The sequence below is a fragment of the Bacillus sp. FMQ74 genome, from assembly GCF_001875785.1.
Taxonomy (GTDB): domain Bacteria; phylum Bacillota; class Bacilli; order Bacillales; family Bacillaceae; genus Bacillus; species Bacillus stercoris.
In genome coordinates this window covers 16,963-32,276 of the sequence record NZ_MOEO01000004.1, presented here as the reverse complement: position 1 = coordinate 32,276, position 15,314 = coordinate 16,963, and the positions used below count along the sequence as shown (strand labels likewise).

The 15,314-nt window shown below is 43.9% G+C and carries 15 protein-coding genes; 6 read left to right on the top strand and 9 right to left on the bottom strand.

Annotated elements, in window-relative coordinates; all coding sequences use genetic code 11:
• Positions 1 to 128 precede the first annotated feature (128 nt).
• From BLL41_RS09110 to BLL41_RS09080, 7 genes are all read right to left on the bottom strand, one after another.
• The gene (locus BLL41_RS09110; RefSeq protein ID WP_071577598.1) at positions 129 to 665 is read right to left on the bottom strand and encodes an SH3 domain-containing protein; all 537 of its coding nucleotides are present in this window, start codon (positions 663 to 665) and stop codon (positions 129 to 131) included.
• Between the two features lie 109 nt (positions 666 to 774).
• On the bottom strand, positions 775 to 1,692 hold the full coding sequence (rbsB, locus tag BLL41_RS09105; protein WP_071577597.1) for a ribose ABC transporter substrate-binding protein RbsB: 918 nt from the start codon (positions 1,690 to 1,692) through the stop codon (positions 775 to 777).
• 12 nt (positions 1,693 to 1,704) lie between these two features.
• Positions 1,705 to 2,673 carry a ribose ABC transporter permease RbsC gene (gene rbsC / locus BLL41_RS09100; RefSeq protein ID WP_003227873.1) on the bottom strand — a complete coding sequence of 323 codons (969 nt, stop codon included), beginning with the start codon at positions 2,671 to 2,673 and terminating at the stop codon, positions 1,705 to 1,707.
• Between the two features lies 1 nt (position 2,674).
• Positions 2,675 to 4,156: a ribose ABC transporter ATP-binding protein RbsA gene (gene rbsA / locus BLL41_RS09095; RefSeq protein WP_071577596.1), complete on the bottom strand. Its 1,482-nt coding sequence runs from the start codon at positions 4,154 to 4,156 to the stop codon at positions 2,675 to 2,677.
• A 15-nt stretch (positions 4,157 to 4,171) separates the two neighbouring features.
• The gene (gene rbsD / locus BLL41_RS09090) at positions 4,172 to 4,567 is read right to left on the bottom strand and encodes a D-ribose pyranase (RefSeq protein WP_071577595.1); all 396 of its coding nucleotides are present in this window, start codon (positions 4,565 to 4,567) and stop codon (positions 4,172 to 4,174) included.
• On the bottom strand, positions 4,564 to 5,445 hold the full coding sequence (rbsK, locus tag BLL41_RS09085) for a ribokinase (RefSeq protein ID WP_071577594.1): 882 nt from the start codon (positions 5,443 to 5,445) through the stop codon (positions 4,564 to 4,566). The genes rbsD and rbsK overlap by 4 nt, the downstream gene beginning before the upstream one ends.
• Positions 5,438 to 6,427, bottom strand: coding sequence for a LacI family DNA-binding transcriptional regulator (locus BLL41_RS09080; RefSeq protein WP_071577593.1), 990 nt, complete (start codon positions 6,425 to 6,427; stop codon positions 5,438 to 5,440). Before BLL41_RS09080 ends, rbsK begins: the two co-directional genes overlap by 8 nt.
• 783 nt (positions 6,428 to 7,210) lie before the next feature.
• Here BLL41_RS09080 and pgsB point away from each other — a divergent pair.
• The 5 genes from pgsB (at position 7,211) to pgdS (ending at position 11,581) form a co-directional block, all read left to right on the top strand.
• A complete protein-coding gene (pgsB, locus tag BLL41_RS09075) occupies positions 7,211 to 8,392 on the top strand; it encodes a poly-gamma-glutamate synthase PgsB (RefSeq protein WP_003227883.1) in 1,182 nt (393 codons plus the stop codon).
• Positions 8,393 to 8,406: 14 nt separating this feature from the next.
• On the top strand, positions 8,407 to 8,856 hold the full coding sequence (pgsC, locus tag BLL41_RS09070; protein ID WP_003227889.1) for a poly-gamma-glutamate biosynthesis protein PgsC: 450 nt from the start codon (positions 8,407 to 8,409) through the stop codon (positions 8,854 to 8,856).
• A gap of 18 nt (positions 8,857 to 8,874) precedes the next feature.
• Entirely contained in the window at positions 8,875 to 10,017 is a 1,143-nt protein-coding gene (pgsA, locus tag BLL41_RS09065; protein WP_071577592.1) for a capsular polyglutamate synthetase PgsA, read from the top strand.
• A gap of 14 nt (positions 10,018 to 10,031) precedes the next feature.
• The gene (gene edmS, locus BLL41_RS09060) at positions 10,032 to 10,199 is read left to right on the top strand and encodes an extrachromosomal elements maintenance protein EdmS (RefSeq protein ID WP_071577591.1); all 168 of its coding nucleotides are present in this window, start codon (positions 10,032 to 10,034) and stop codon (positions 10,197 to 10,199) included.
• 140 nt (positions 10,200 to 10,339) lie between these two features.
• Complete coding sequence (gene pgdS / locus BLL41_RS09055) at positions 10,340 to 11,581, top strand: gamma-DL-glutamyl hydrolase (protein WP_083427976.1); 1,242 nt, start codon at positions 10,340 to 10,342, stop codon at positions 11,579 to 11,581.
• 35 nt (positions 11,582 to 11,616) lie between these two features.
• On the opposite strand, the gene ywtE is transcribed toward pgdS, so the two are convergent.
• Together ywtE and tagT are read right to left on the bottom strand one after the other, a co-directional pair.
• Complete coding sequence (ywtE, locus tag BLL41_RS09050; protein WP_014665605.1) at positions 11,617 to 12,477, bottom strand: 5-amino-6-(5-phospho-D-ribitylamino)uracil phosphatase YwtE; 861 nt, start codon at positions 12,475 to 12,477, stop codon at positions 11,617 to 11,619.
• 156 nt (positions 12,478 to 12,633) lie between these two features.
• The gene (gene tagT, locus BLL41_RS09045) at positions 12,634 to 13,602 is read right to left on the bottom strand and encodes a polyisoprenyl-teichoic acid--peptidoglycan teichoic acid transferase TagT (protein ID WP_071577590.1); all 969 of its coding nucleotides are present in this window, start codon (positions 13,600 to 13,602) and stop codon (positions 12,634 to 12,636) included.
• Positions 13,603 to 13,934: 332 nt separating this feature from the next.
• Between tagT and BLL41_RS09040 the strand changes: the two genes are divergently transcribed.
• On the top strand, positions 13,935 to 15,308 hold the full coding sequence (locus BLL41_RS09040; RefSeq protein ID WP_071577589.1) for a sugar porter family MFS transporter: 1,374 nt from the start codon (positions 13,935 to 13,937) through the stop codon (positions 15,306 to 15,308).
• The last annotated feature ends 6 nt before the right edge of the window (positions 15,309 to 15,314 follow it).

The window sequence follows — 15,314 nt, the reverse complement described above, 5'->3', positions numbered from 1 at the left end:
CAAAAATGTCGTTGATCATGTAAGGTTTCGACACAGCATACGACAATATTTCCTGAGAAATATCTAGGGAATGTGACAAATCAATTCATAATAAAAGAGATTCCGCACAAATACGGAATCCCTCTCAGTTATTTTGTCATGTGTAAATCCTTTGTTTTCAAATAACCTGTCGCACCGCCGTAATCAACGAATACCCAATCAAAATCAAAACCGCCTTTATTCGTTTTACTCCAGCCTAAAAAAGAAACGCTTGTGTTTGCTGGGAGAGTCTTGATGCCCTTTCCGTCAGCAGATGTGTATACTTTCGTTTTTGTTTTGGTTTTTACTGTTGTTGCTGCTTTTACAATGTAATGAGTGGAGACAAAGCCTGTTTTTCCGTTTTTATAATGAACCTTTGCCCAGTCAGCATTTGAGAAGGAAATCAGATTTAAGCTATCGCCTAAGTGCAGTGTATCGGCTTTCTGGCTTGATGCGGAAGCCTTCGTTCTGACATTTAGAGCCTCTGCTGACACCAAATAAGAATCAATCGGATAACTGTATAAATCGTCAATGCTTACAGTTGTTTCTGGCTGTTGAGCATGGATCGTGTTAGCGCCGCCTGCAGTAGCTGCAGTCATTCCAGCCGCAAGTGCTAAAGTCGAAAATATTTTTATTGGTTTGTTCATGTCGTTCCTCTCCTCACGTAAGAGAAATAATTCATTCTATATCCATATTCACGTTATCGCAGGTTTCTAAACATGAAAAAGGATCAGATAAAAATCTGATCCTTGACTATTATTTTTGTGTTTCTAGTTTGAGAGGCGCGGATATTGATTTTTTCACTTTTTTTCCGTGCAAAATATCATCTGCTGCTTCTGTAGCCAATTTACCGATTAATTCAGGCTGCTGAGCAACGGTGGCTGATAGCTTTCCGTCTTTAATGGAAGCGAGCGCATCTTTATTGCCGTCAAAACCGATCACCAATATGTCTTTCCCCGAACTGTTAATTGCCTCGAGAGCACCGAGCGCCATTTCATCATTGTGAGCAAAAACAGCTTGGATATCAGGATGCCCCTGCAGCAGATTTTCCATGACTGTCAGACCTTTGGTGCGGTCAAAGTCAGCTGATTGTTTTGTGACGACATTGAGCTTTTTGTCTGCGATGTTATGGAAGCCTGAGCCGCGTTCCCGTGTGGCAGATGCGCCAGGCACGCCTTCAAGCTCTGCTACCTTTGCTCCTTTTCCAAGTTTGTCGGCAATAAACGCCGCGGCCATTTCACCGCCTTTTATATTATCGGAAGCAACGAGAGTTTCAACTTTTCCTTGTTCGGCAGATCGATCGATTGTTACGACGGGCACACCGACTGCGTTTGCAGATTCTACTGCCGTTGAGATCGCCGAAGAATCAGTCGGGTTGATTAATAATGCATCAACGCCTTGCTGAATTAAATCTTCCACGTCACTCGTCTGTTTCGATGAATCATTTTGTGCATCAACAATGATGACTTTCATTCCCCGTTTTTCAGCTTCTTTTTCGATACCCTTTTTTAATGAGACAAAAAAAGGATTATTAAGCGTTGAGACGGACAAGCCGATGGTGAATTCCTTTTTGTTCCCTGAGTTTGATGGCTTTGCCCATTGGGGAGGCTCAAGCGAACAGGCGGTTAACAAAAATAATGATAACGTTAAAATGACGGATACAGCCTTTTTCATGTGAAAACCCTCCTATGCTGACTTCTTGCGGTCTAATAATACCGCAATTAAGATAACAATCCCTTTGACAACCAGCTGATAAAATGATGAAACGCCAAGCAGATTAAGCCCGTTATTAAGTGTGCCGATGATCAGCACCCCGATTAACGTGCCGACAATGCGTCCGCGGCCGCCGGAAAGACTTGTCCCGCCTAAGACGACTGCCGCGATAGCATCAAGTTCGTACGATTCCCCCGCAGTCGGCTGGGCCGAATGCAGGCGGGAAGTCAATATGGCACCTGCAAGAGCGGATAAAAGTCCAGCTAAAGAATAGATCATCACTTTCACGCGTGTCACTTTGATGCCTGAAATGAGCGCGGCTTTTTCATTACCGCCGATAGCGTATGTTCGGCGTCCAAATGGTGTTTTATGAAGAAGCACCCAAAGGATGACAAAGGCAAGAACCATCGTAATTGCCGGTACAGGAATGCCTAAAAAGTAACCGCGTCCGAACATCTGAAAAGCGTAGTTTGTGCCAAGTCCGGTAATCGGATTTCCGTCAGTATACACAAGCGTCAGTCCGCGAAACACAGTCATAGTCGCAAGTGTGGCGATAAAGGGCGCCATTTTTCCTTTTGTGATCAATAATCCGTTGATCATGCCGAGTACGGCACCAATGATACAGCCAAGGATGATCGCGAGAACCGGATCGACACCGGACACAATCATCCCCGCAACTAAAGCACTGGACAGGGCAAGAATAGCGCCGACAGAAAGATCAATGCCGCCTGTCAAAATCACAAACGTCATGCCGAACGCGATTAATCCGTTAATGGCGACCTGGCGAAGCAGGTTTAAAATATTCAGCGGTTCAAGAAAGCTGGGATTTAAAATAGATACAATGATAACGAGAATAAATAAACCTAGAAACGGGCCGAGTTTTTGCATGACTCCGTCGAAGTGAATCCGTTTTTGTTCTGTTTGCAGTTGTTCCGTTTTCATATTACCGCCCTCCCGTGGCAAGTGTCATAATTCGTTCTTGTGTTGCTTCTTGCGCATCGATTTCTCCGCTGATTCTGCCTTCATGGATAACGATAATCCGATCGCTCATTCCGAGAATTTCCGGCAGCTCTGATGACACCATGATGATAGCGACGCCGCGTTCGGTCAGCTCATTCATCAGCGTATAAATCTCTCGTTTGGCTCCAACATCCACACCTCTGGTTGGCTCATCCAAGATAAGCACTTTCGGTCCGATGCCGATCCACTTGGCTATCACCACTTTTTGCTGGTTTCCACCTGACAAATGGCGTGCGTGCGTTTCCGGTGATGCTGTTTTGATAGTCAGGCGTTTGATTAACAGATCGACAAATTCAGCCTCCCGCTTGTGATCAATGAGACCCTTTGGTGAAAAGCTGGACAGATTGGGCAGGGCAATATTCTCGCGAATCGAGGTGTCGAGCAGGAGCCCTTCATCCTTGCGGTTCTCTGTAATAAAACCGAGCCCTTTTTTCACCGCTTCCTGCGGGTTCTTAATCGCTGTCTTTTTCCCAGCGATCCATATCTCACCCGTGTCCAGCCTGTCAACGCCGAACAGCGCTCTCATCATTTCTGTCCGGCCGGCTCCCATTAATCCTGAAACACCGACGATCTCACCGGAACGAACATAAAAGCTGACGTCTTCAAAACTCCCTTTTATGGAAGCATTTTTCACCTCGAATACTTTGTCACCGAGAGAAGGAGTGCGTTTTGGATATCGTTCAGTCAGCTCCCGTCCGACCATTTTTTTGACGACGTCATCAAAATCAGTTTCTGAGATGTTTGTTGTATCCACTGTTTTTCCGTCACGCATGATGGTAATTCTGTCGCAAATCGCAAAAATTTCTTCCATGCGATGAGAAATATAGACAATGGAGGCGCCGTTCTTTTTTAATGCTGTAATGACCTCAAAGAGCTTGCTGATTTCTCGTTCGGTCAAAGCAGCGGTCGGCTCATCCATAATGATCACTTCGGCATTTGTCATAAGCGCTTTTGCGATTTCAATCATTTGCTGCTGTCCGACAGAACATTCGCCGGCTTCTTGATCGAGAGAAAGAGAGACAGAGAGTTTGTCAAATTGTTCTTTTGCTAGCGCTTTCATTTTTCTTGTTTGTAAAACACCCAGCTTGGAGGATATCTCCTTACCGATAAATAGATTCTCCAGAACAGTCATTTCCGGCCAGATATTCAATTCCTGATGAATAAAGGCTATTCCATGCTGTTCCGCTTCTTTTGGATTGGAAAAATACGTTTCGTTTCCGTTTATGCTGATTTGACCTTGATCCGATTTGTGCAGGCCTGTCAGAATGTTCATAAGCGTGGACTTGCCGGCGCCGTTTTCTCCCATTAACGCGTGAACCTCGCCAGGTAAGAGCTGAAAGGAAACGCCTGATAGCACCTGGTTTTTTCCGAATGCTTTATGAATGTCTTTCATTTCAATCTGCATGTTTTCTCCTCCTTTCTAGAAAAGCACACCCGCCTGCAGGATGCAGTTGGCATATGGTGTGAATTCACCCGTTCTAATGATGGCTTTTGCTTCTTTTGTCAGCAGCTTAAACTCCTCGTGAGAAAGGTATTCAATCTTTTGTTTAGAGAAAAGATTTTCTAAAAATCTCGCATTCTCCTGATTAGATGTTTTTATTTCAGCTGCGGCAATGACTTTTTCGACGACCATCTCGTCAGCGATCACTGCCGCTGTATCTTGGAAAGCCGGGAGACCCGGCTTTAATGAAAGATCAATTTTCAAAACGCCGTTAGGAACCGGCAGTCCTGCATCCGCGATGACAATTTTATCAGTGTGGCCAAGGTCAGCTAAAAGCTTGGCAAGATGGCTGTTCAGTATACCGTGTTTTTTCATGACAGCAGCTCCTCTACTTCATTTCTTGTCGGCATTCCGCCTTGGGCACCGAAGGAACAGACAGAAAGGGAAGCCGCTCGATTGGCAAACCGCAATGCAGCTTCAATGTCTTTTCCTTCAGCCAGAGCCACGGCAAACGCTGCGTTAAACGTATCACCGGCTCCGGTTGTATCAACGGGCTCAACAGGGAAGGACGGAATGAGCACCTCTTTGCTGCCAGCTGAATAGCGGACGCCTTGTTTTCCTTCCGTAATAAAGAGCTTTGCCGGATAAAGCGCCAGAGCTTCAGAAATGGCAAGCTCAGGGAATAAGATCGAAGCCTCGTGTTCATTTGGCGTGAGATAGGTGGCGTGATCAATTGTTTCCTGCTTCAGCGGGCGGGCCGGTGCCGGGTTTAGCATGATCGGGATATCGTGGAAATGGCAGTATTTGCACACCTCATCAACCGTTTCCTCTGGAATTTCCTGCTGAATCAGGACCATATCAACCTTTTCAATCTGTTCGAGCGCGTGTATCGCATACGCTGGGGTGATGTCATCGTTCGCGCCTTTGACAACGACAATGCTGTTATCACCTTCAGCAAGCACAATGTGGGCGGTTCCGCTTTCTTTGTGTGTAACCGGTTCCATATAGTCAATGCGAACACCGTTTGCTTTTAAGTTATTCAAAATAGCTGTTCCATAATGATCGTCTCCAACCTTCCCGACCATAAACACTTGAGCCCCAAGTCTGGCTGCGGCAACCGCCTGATTTGCTCCTTTGCCGCCCGGCACAGTTTGAAACGACGTGCCAAGAACCGTTTCACCGGCTTTTGGGCGTTTGTCCGAGGTGACCACTAAATCCATAGAACAACTTCCAATTACACAAATATTACGCATCATCATCTTCCTTTCTTGTCGTCTTTCTTCCTATATAGGTGACCGGCATTTGAATTGCCGTTTCTGCCAGCGGCTGTTTTTTGATGATACGCAAAAGCAGTCTGGCTGCTTCTTTCCCCATATCATATGATGGCTGTTTAATTGTAGACAGTGGCGGGAACAGCAGCTCGCTTTGCGGAATGTCATCATAGCCGATAATTTGAATGTCCTCCGGCACATTTTTTCCGCGCCGCAATGCTTCATGTAAAACTGCAGCGGCTTGAATATCGTTACTCGCGATCACACCGTCTGTCGCTGGATAAGCGGCAAACAGCTCCTTCGCCATCGATTGTGCATCTTTAATAGAAAATGAAGCCGTCTCAATGACCTGAAAATCAACTTCAGCCTGCTGTAAGATTTCCAAAGCGCCGTTAAAGCGGTCTTGAGCTGTCGGCAGGTGAGCGGGGCCTCTCAAGAGCGTAATGCGTCGGCTTTTTCCGTGAATGATAGCTTCGGCTGCTAACTTTCCTCCTGTATAGCCATCACTGGACACGGAAGGGGCCCCATCGAGTGTTCTGTCCAGAAAAACGACCGGATAATTCATGCCGCTGTATTCCTCAAGATCCGGGTAATTCGTTGCGGCAATAATGCCTGCAACATGGTTCTGCTTAAATGTTTGAAGGTACTCAAGTTCTTTTTTCAATTCCTCGTCACTGTTGCCGAAAATAAGGCGATAGCCCTCCTGGTTCAATTCATCCTCCGCACCGCGGGCAAGCTGGGGGAAGAAAGGGTTTGTGATATCCGGGAGCAAAAGTCCGATCAGCCGGGATTCTCTTTTATATAGAGATCTGGCGACTTCATTCGGGGAATAGTTCAGCTTCTCCATCGCCGCTATGACACGCGTTCGTGTTTCTTCGTGTACATAGCCGTTATCATTCAGGACGCGGGAAACCGTCGCAACTGAAACGCCCGCCGCTCCGGCGACATCTTTAATTGTAGCCAAAACAGCTCCTCCTTGTTTATGTAACCGTTTACATAGATAGATTATCATGAACAATCCGAAGTTAGCAATAAAAATATCAAAAGAAATCTAATTGTAAATTGTATATATAATTGAGAAATTTAAGGTTTTCACTCTTTTTTTGACAAAGTCTTCACAAATATGGATGAAGATTTCTTGAACAAATATTAAGTTTTATTAAAATTGTTTCAAAGTCATGCGTTTAGACCTGTAAATGAAAAGAAACAGGAAAGACTATCAGCCCAGAAAATGTTTAATTATGTTAGAGAATTCGGACTCGTATATTTAGCGTTTTCATCTCGGGCCTCCTTAGTCATTTTGGAATGGGCCTCATATTGCTTATTCCATGCAGAAAGGATGACATTATGACCTTGTCCTTAAGAAACAGGATCAAACCATTTTGTGTTCATAAGAACCGGAAACACGCATGAGAGCAGGAGAAGTTTGATAACACAGGCTGAAAAAAAGATTGATTTGAAATGCATATTAAATATAAACAGCAGGGTGTGACTATACGTCCAGAAGGATATCAGAAGAAAAATGAAAGCGCATTCCTTTTGATTTTTTAAAAAAGAGATAAGGTGTAAGTCCTGCTGTTTTCCAAAAATAGAAAACAGTTTGTAGGTATAAAATCTCTTTCAAAAGAGAATTTTGGCTTAGTCGATTAGGGGAGATTATGTTACATAATGCCGATTGAGAATTCATAGTGATTCTATATACTGATGAATGAATTTACAACAATATAGAAGGAGATGTCGAAAAGCAATGTGGTTACTCATTATAGCCTGTGCTGTCATACTGGTCATCGGAATATTAGAAAAACGACGACATCAGAAAAACATTGATGCCCTCCCTGTTCGGGTGAATATTAACGGCATCCGAGGAAAATCGACTGTGACAAGGCTGACAACCGGAATATTAATAGAAGCCGGTTACAAGACTGTTGGAAAAACAACAGGAACAGATGCAAGAATGATTTACTGGGACACACCGGAGGAAAAGCCGATTAAACGGAAACCTCAGGGGCCGAATATCGGAGAGCAAAAAGAGGTCATGAGAGAAACCGTAGAAAGAGGGGCTAACGCGATTGTCAGTGAGTGCATGGCTGTTAACCCGGATTATCAAATCATCTTTCAGGAAGAACTTCTGCAGGCTAATATCGGCGTCATTGTTAACGTTTTAGAGGATCATATGGATGTCATGGGGCCGACGCTTGATGAAATTGCAGAAGCGTTTACCGCTACTATTCCTTATAATGGCCATCTTGTCATTACAGATAGTGAATATACCGAGTTCTTTAAACAAAAAGCAAAAGAACGAAACACGAAAGTCATCATTGCTGATAACTCAAAAATTACAGATGAATATTTACGTAAATTTGAATACATGGTATTCCCTGATAACGCTTCTCTGGCGCTGGGCGTGGCTCAAGCACTCGGCATTGACGAAGAAACAGCATTTAAGGGAATGCTGAATGCGCCGCCAGATCCGGGAGCAATGAGAATTCTTCCGTTGATCAGTCCGAGCGAGCCTGGGCACTTTGTTAATGGGTTTGCCGCAAACGACGCTTCTTCTACTTTGAATATATGGAAACGTGTAAAAGAAATCGGTTACCCGACCGATGATCCGATCATCATCATGAACTGCCGCGCAGACCGTGTCGATCGGACACAGCAATTCGCAAATGACGTATTGCCTTATATTGAAGCAAGTGAACTGATCTTAATCGGTGAAACAACAGAACCGATCGTAAAAGCCTATGAAGAAGGCAAAATTCCTGCAGACAAACTGCATGATCTAGAGTATAAGTCAACAGATGAAATTATGGAATTGTTAAAGAAAAGAATGCACAATCGTGTCATATATGGCGTCGGCAATATTCATGGTGCCGCAGAGCCTTTAATTGAAAAAATCCACGAATACAAGGTTAAGCAGCTCGTAAGCTAGGGGGAAATGCAGACATGTTCGGATCAGATTTATACATCGCACTAATTTTAGGTGTACTACTCAGTTTAATTTTCGCGGAAAAAACAGGGATCGTGCCGGCAGGACTGGTTGTACCGGGATATTTAGGACTTGTGTTTAATCAGCCGGTCTTTATTTTACTTGTTTTGCTAGTGAGCTTGCTCACGTATGTCATTGTGAAATACGGTTTATCCAAATTTATGATTTTGTACGGACGCAGAAAATTCGCTGCCATGCTGATAACAGGGATCGTACTGAAAATCGCATTTGATTTTCTATACCCGATTGTACCATTTGAAATCGCAGAATTTCGAGGAATCGGCATCATCGTGCCCGGTTTAATTGCCAATACCATTCAGAAACAAGGTTTAACCATTACGTTCGGAAGCACGCTGCTATTGAGCGGAGCGACCTTTGCTATCATGTTTGTTTACTACTTAATTTAATGTAAGGTGTGTCAAACGATGAAAAAAGAACTGAGCTTTCATGAAAAGCTGCTAAAGCTGACAAAACAGCAAAAAAAGAAAACCAATAAGCACGTATTTATTGCCATTCCGATCGTTTTTGTCCTCATGTTCGCTTTCATGTGGGCGGGACAAGCAGAAACACCGAAGGTCAAAACGTATTCCGACGACGTACTCTCCGCCTCATTTGTCGGTGATATTATGATGGGCCGCTATGTTGAAAAAGTAACGGAGCAAAAAGGGGCAGACAGTATTTTTCAATATGTTGAACCGATCTTTAAATCCTCGGATTATGTAACTGGAAACTTTGAAAACCCGGTAACCTATCAAAAGAATTATAAACAAGCAGATAAAGAGATTCATCTGCAGACGAATAAAGAATCGGTGAAAGTATTGAAGGATATGAATTTCACGGTTCTTAACAGCGCAAACAACCACGCCATGGATTACGGCGTTCAGGGCATGAAAGATACCCTTGGAGAATTTGCGAAGCAAAACCTTGATATCGTTGGAGCTGGGTACAGCTTAAGTGATGCGAAAAAGAAAATTTCGTACCAGAAAGTCAATGGAGTAACGATTGCGACGCTTGGCTTTACCGATGTTTCCGGGAAAGGCTTCGCAGCTAAAAAGAATACACCTGGCGTGCTGCCCGCAGATCCTGAAATCTTCATCCCTATGATTTCAGAAGCAAAAAAATATGCGGACATCGTCGTTGTGCAGTCACACTGGGGCCAAGAGTATGATAATGATCCAAACGACCGCCAGCGCCAGCTTGCAAGAGCCATGTCCGATGCGGGAGCTGACATCATTGTCGGCCATCACCCGCACGTCTTAGAACCGATTGAAGTATATAACGGAACCGTCATTTTCTACAGCCTCGGAAACTTTGTCTTTGACCAGGGTTGGACGAGAACGAGAGACAGTGCACTTGTTCAGTATCACCTGAAGAAAAATGGAACAGGCCGCTTTGAAGTGACACCGATCGACATCCATGAAGCGACACCTGCACCTGTGAAAAAAGACAGCCTTAAACAGAAAACAATTATTCGCGAACTGACGAAAGACTCTAATTTCGCTTGGAAAGTAGAAGACGGAAAACTGACGTTTGATATTGATCATAGTGACAAACTAAAATCTAAATAATCGGAGTGATAAAGATGAAATTTGTCAAAGCCATCTGGCCGTTTGTTGCCGTAGCCATCGTGTTCATGTTTATGTCAGCTTTTAAATTTAATGATCAGCTGACAGATCAGGAAAAACAGAAGATTGATACGGAGATGCATAAAATCCAACAGCAGGAAGAAACGGCAAACGCCAATAAATAAGTCAAAAAAGAGAGTGTCTGATGAGACACTCTCTTTTTATTTGCCCAGCATATTCATTCTGTAAAAATTTCAAAATGTTACTTAACATATTCAAAAAAATACCGATGTTAAAACTGCAAAAAGAGGAGGAGATACTAAAAGTGAACTCACTAGCAAACTGGAAGAAGTTTTTGCTTGTGGCGGTTATCATTTGTTTTTTGGTTCCCATTATGACAAAAGCGGAGATTGCGGAGGCTGATACATCATCTGAATTGATCATCAGCGAAGCAAAAAGCCTGCTTGGTTATCAGTATAAATACGGCGGTGAATCGCCGAAAGAGGGTTTCGACCCTTCAGGATTGATACAATATATTTTCAGTAAGGCTGATATTCATCTGCCGAGATCTGTAAACGACCAGTATAAAATCGGAACAGCTGTAAAACCGGAAGACCTGAAGCCGGGCGATATTTTGTTTTTCAAGAAAGAGGGAAGCGACGGCACTATTCCGACACACGACGCTCTCTATATCGGAGACGGCCAAATGATTCACAGTACACAGTCAAAAGGGGTTATCATCACCAATTACCAAAAAAGCAGCTATTGGAGCGGGTCTTATATCGGGGCGAGACGAATCGCTGCCGATCCGGCAACGGCTGATGTTCCTGTCGTTCAGGAGGCCGAAAAATATATCGGTGTTCCATATGTGTTTGGCGGTAGCACGCCGTCAGAGGGCTTTGATTGCTCGGGGCTTGTGCAATATGTGTTTCAACAGGCACTTGGCATTTATCTGCCGCGATCAGCCGAACAGCAGTGGGCAGTGGGCGAGAAGGTAGCCCCTCAGAACATAAAGCCAGGTGATGTCGTCTATTTCAGCAATACGTATAAAACAGGAATTTCACATGCAGGCATTTATGCAGGTGCGGGCAGGTTTATCCAGGCAAGCCGATCAGAAAAAGTAACCATTTCCTATTTATCAGAGGATTACTGGAAATCGAAGATGACGGGCATTCGCCGATTTGACAATCTGACAATCCCGAAAGAAAATCCGATTGTATCCGAAGCTACGCTTTATGTCGGAGAAGTGCCTTACAAACAGGGCGGAGTGTCTCCAGAGACAGGATTTGATACAGCTGGATTTGTCCAATATGTATACCAGAAAGCAGCCGGTATTTCCCTGCCTCGATACGCACCAAGCCAGTACACAGCAGGCACTAAGATTGAGAAGGCGGACCTGAAGCCGGGAGACATTGTGTTCTTCCAATCAGCAAGCTTAAATCCCGCCATCTATATCGGAAACGGACAAGTTGTTCATGTCACATTATCAAACGGCGTGACCATCACCAATATGAACACGAGCACGTATTGGAAGGATAAATATGCAGGAAGTATACGGGTGCAATAAAAGACAAAGACTCCAGAATCTCTGGAGTCTTTTCTTTATGCATATTGGCCGGAAAGCAGCTGGTCTATAAAGTAGGCCACACCATTTTCGTCATTGCTTTTTGTGACAAAGGTGCTTTTTTCTTTTAATTCATCAATCGCATTTTCCATGGCGATACGGTGTCCGGCGACTTCAAACATGGACAAATCGTTCGGACTGTCGCCGATCGCATAGATATCCTGTGTTTCAATTCCGTATATGTCAGCCAGCTTTGTTAACGCGCGTCCTTTTCCTGAAGAGGCCGGCAGGATTTCGATAATATGTTTTCCGGAAGAGGTTTGCGCCAGTTTTTTATGATGCTTCAGCTCTTCCTTCGCTTGTTTCAGCTTATCCATATCAAAGGAGAAGCAAAGAAGCTTATAAATGTTTTCACCGCCCTCAAAAACAGATTCGATATGAGGGATTGGTTTAATGCCAAACTGCTTGAATTGAGTCATGGCTCCTTGCCACAATTCATCTGTCTGCTCGTTTGGATTTGCGCTCTTTAGAATGTCTAGCTCCGCGTGCAGCTTAGCTTCGCCGTCAAAAGGAGAAAGCAGATGGTCATCTGTATATACCTCAAAGTAAATGTTTTTTGACAGTAAGTAATCAGCAATCGCTTTGCCGGCTTCCTGATCCATTAATGTCCGGCTGATCAAACGGTAACCCGTGTCGTGTATCGTGCCGCCATTAGCCGCAATGATAGGGATGTCCAAGTCATCCAGCAGCGCTTTTACATCAAATGTTGCTCTTCCCGTGCAAATGGTGACGAGGATGCCGGCATCAACGGCCCGCTTGATCGCCGCTCTGTTTTCCGCAGAAATGACGCTTTCTTTATTCAATAATGTTCCGTCTAAATCAATCGCAATACATTTCATATGTAGGGGGAACCTCCTTAAAAATGAAGCTGCTTCGTGTAGTATGTTCAGCTTGTCTGCGAAACATAATCCATATAAACCAAGGCTAAACGTTACTTTGAAAATTTTCAACAAGGAAATATGTAAAACGGGATGGCATAATCGCCATCCCATTCATTATACACCTAAATCATTTTGCAGCTCTTTTTTAACTTCCTGCAGCTTTTGCTGATTCAATTTTAAATAATAGACCCCAGCAGGTTCATAATCATAACCTGTCAGCTGAATAGATTCAACTGATTTCAATGAAGTGATGAACGGGAACAGGCCGATGGCATCTTTAAGAGATAAGTTCATTTTTAAATTTTGCCCCATCGTATCCACAATATCATCGTATGCCGGAATTGAGCTCAATGATTTTGATTTATCTATAATAGCGCTCAGCACTTCCATTTGTCTTTGCCCGCGTAAAAGGTCACTGTCTGCTTTACGTGTTCTTACGTAAGCGAGCGCTTCTTCCCCATCAAGCGTATGTGTTCCTTTTTGAAGAACGACTTTACCTTTTGTATCTTTTTTGATTTGCTGAATGACCTTATCGCTTTTTACTGTTACTTTGACGCCATTTAATTCGTTTACGACGTCTTCAAAAGCCGTGAAATTGCTTTCTACGACATAATCCACAGGAATATCCAGCATTTCTTCAACTGTTTTCACAGTCAGGTCAACGCCGCCGTAGGCGTGAGCATGTGTGAATTTATCATACCCGTGGCCTGGGATGTTTACATAGGCGTCACGCGGAATGCTCAGCATTTTAGCTGTTTTTTCTTTCCGATTAAATGTAACCAGCACATTCGCGTCACTTCTTGCCTGGTCGACGGTCTCGCCGTTTTTCTCTCTGGCATCAATCCCTAAGAGCAATACAGAAAAAGAATCCTTTCCAGGATCAAATTCTTTAATCCGTTTTACTGATTGTTCTCCGCGTGCCAGGCTGACGTGCGCTTCTTTAGAAGCATTGTTCAGCTTTACAAAAGCATAGGCGCCGACAGAGCCTGCCGCAATGACTAAGAAAGCCATTAAACCGGCAACGACTTTCACCCATTTTCTCAGTTTTCTCTTTTTCTTTCTGCGCTGTGATCGTTCTTCCATATATCAATACCTCACGTTTCTTTAATATTTGAAGCGTACCATTCATTTTGCCATGGGGCAACTCCTCGAAAGACATTTTTCGATAAATATTCCTATATTTATAATTTCTTGTTTTTGAAAATTGATAACGATGATGTGCTGAATCACCTTATATTGGACGCTGCAACAGGCAAAATGTTTCGGTGACATTGAAAAAAATACAAGTAAATGATTGGAAAACTTATGATCAACAAAATTAAAAGGTTTAATGACCGGAAAAAGAGGCTAAAAGATTTCTAAAAAAATCCCACAGACAATGTCATTGCAGCTGATGGAGAAAGGGAGTCATTTTTATGAAAAAGCAGTCAAATATATGGCTTTATTTTTTCGGAGCTCTTGGAGGCGCGTTATATGGCTATGATACCGGAGTGATTTCCGGAGCTATTTTATTTATGAAAAAGGAGCTAGGATTGAATGCGTTTACAGAAGGTCTTGTTGTCAGCTCCTTACTGGTTGGAGCGATATTAGGCTCCGGAGCGGCCGGCAAGCTGACTGACCGTTTCGGAAGAAAAAAAGCAATTATGGCGGCCGCGCTGTTGTTTTGTATAGGCGGTCTTGGTGTGGCACTGGCCCCAAATACGGGAGTCATGGTGCTGTTTCGCATCATTTTGGGACTCGCAGTCGGAACATCGACAACAATCGTGCCGCTTTATTTATCTGAACTGGCGCCAAAGCATAAGCGTGGGGCGCTGTCATCACTGAATCAGCTGATGATCACGGTCGGCATCCTTCTTTCTTATATTGTCAATTACATATTTGCCGATGCTGAAGCGTGGCGCTGGATGCTTGGATTGGCTGCTGTGCCGTCATTGCTCCTGCTCATTGGCATTTTGTTTATGCCGGAGAGCCCGCGGTGGCTGTTCACGAATGGCGAAGAAAACAAAGCGAAGAAAATTCTTGAAAAGTTGCGTGGCACAACAGATATTGACCAGGAAATACATGATATAAAAGAAGCGGAAAAGCAGGATGAAGGCGGCCTGAAGGAGCTGTTCGATCCATGGGTGCGCCCAGCCCTGATTGCCGGTTTGGGATTGGCATTTTTGCAGCAATTTATCGGAACGAATACGATCATTTACTATGCGCCAAAAACCTTTACAAACGTCGGATTCGGAAACTCCGCTTCAATTTTAGGAACGGTCGGAATCGGCACAGTCAATGTTCTCATGACATTAGTAGCGATTAAAATCATCGACAAGATCGGAAGAAAGCCGTTATTGCTATTCGGGAATGCGGGGATGGTAATCAGCTTGATCGTTCTCGCTTTAGTAAATCTCTTTTTCGATAACACTCCGGCTGCCTCATGGACGACCGTCATTTGTTTAGGTGTGTTTATCGTTGTCTTTGCGGTCAGCTGGGGCCCGGTTGTCTGGGTGATGCTTCCTGAATTGTTCCCGCTTCACGTCAGAGGAATCGGGACTGGTGTTTCGACCTTAATGCTGCACGTTGGGACACTTATTGTTTCACTAACCTATCCAATGTTAATGGAGGCGATCGGAATTAGTTATTTATTCCTGATTTATGCCGCAATCGGTATCATGGCCTTCTTATTTGTCCGATTTAAAGTGACAGAGACAAAGGGAAAAAGCCTTGAAGAAATTGAACAGGATTTACGGGATAAAAACGGACAGGGAGGGTCTGCTGGAAAACAGCAGACTGTCGGAACATAAAAAAAG

Bases quoted from the DNA above. Each gene is read 5' to 3' on its own strand.
- tagT (WP_071577590.1), bottom strand. From the start codon at position 13,602: ATGGAAGAACGATCACAGCGCAGAAAGAAAAAGAGAAAACTGAGAAAA.
- BLL41_RS09040 (WP_071577589.1), top strand. From the start codon at position 13,935: ATGAAAAAGCAGTCAAATATATGGCTTTATTTTTTCGGAGCTCTTGGA.
- pgsC (WP_003227889.1), top strand. From the start codon at position 8,407: ATGTTCGGATCAGATTTATACATCGCACTAATTTTAGGTGTACTACTC.
- rbsB (WP_071577597.1), bottom strand. From the start codon at position 1,692: ATGAAAAAGGCTGTATCCGTCATTTTAACGTTATCATTATTTTTGTTA.
- ywtE (WP_014665605.1), bottom strand. From the start codon at position 12,477: ATGAAATGTATTGCGATTGATTTAGACGGAACATTATTGAATAAAGAA.
- BLL41_RS09110 (WP_071577598.1), bottom strand. From the start codon at position 665: ATGAACAAACCAATAAAAATATTTTCGACTTTAGCACTTGCGGCTGGA.
- rbsA (WP_071577596.1), bottom strand. From the start codon at position 4,156: ATGCAGATTGAAATGAAAGACATTCATAAAGCATTCGGAAAAAACCAG.
- pgsB (WP_003227883.1), top strand. From the start codon at position 7,211: ATGTGGTTACTCATTATAGCCTGTGCTGTCATACTGGTCATCGGAATA.
- rbsC (WP_003227873.1), bottom strand. From the start codon at position 2,673: ATGAAAACGGAACAACTGCAAACAGAACAAAAACGGATTCACTTCGAC.
- pgsA (WP_071577592.1), top strand. From the start codon at position 8,875: ATGAAAAAAGAACTGAGCTTTCATGAAAAGCTGCTAAAGCTGACAAAA.
- rbsK (WP_071577594.1), bottom strand. From the start codon at position 5,445: ATGCGTAATATTTGTGTAATTGGAAGTTGTTCTATGGATTTAGTGGTC.
- rbsD (WP_071577595.1), bottom strand. From the start codon at position 4,567: ATGAAAAAACACGGTATACTGAACAGCCATCTTGCCAAGCTTTTAGCT.
- edmS (WP_071577591.1), top strand. From the start codon at position 10,032: ATGAAATTTGTCAAAGCCATCTGGCCGTTTGTTGCCGTAGCCATCGTG.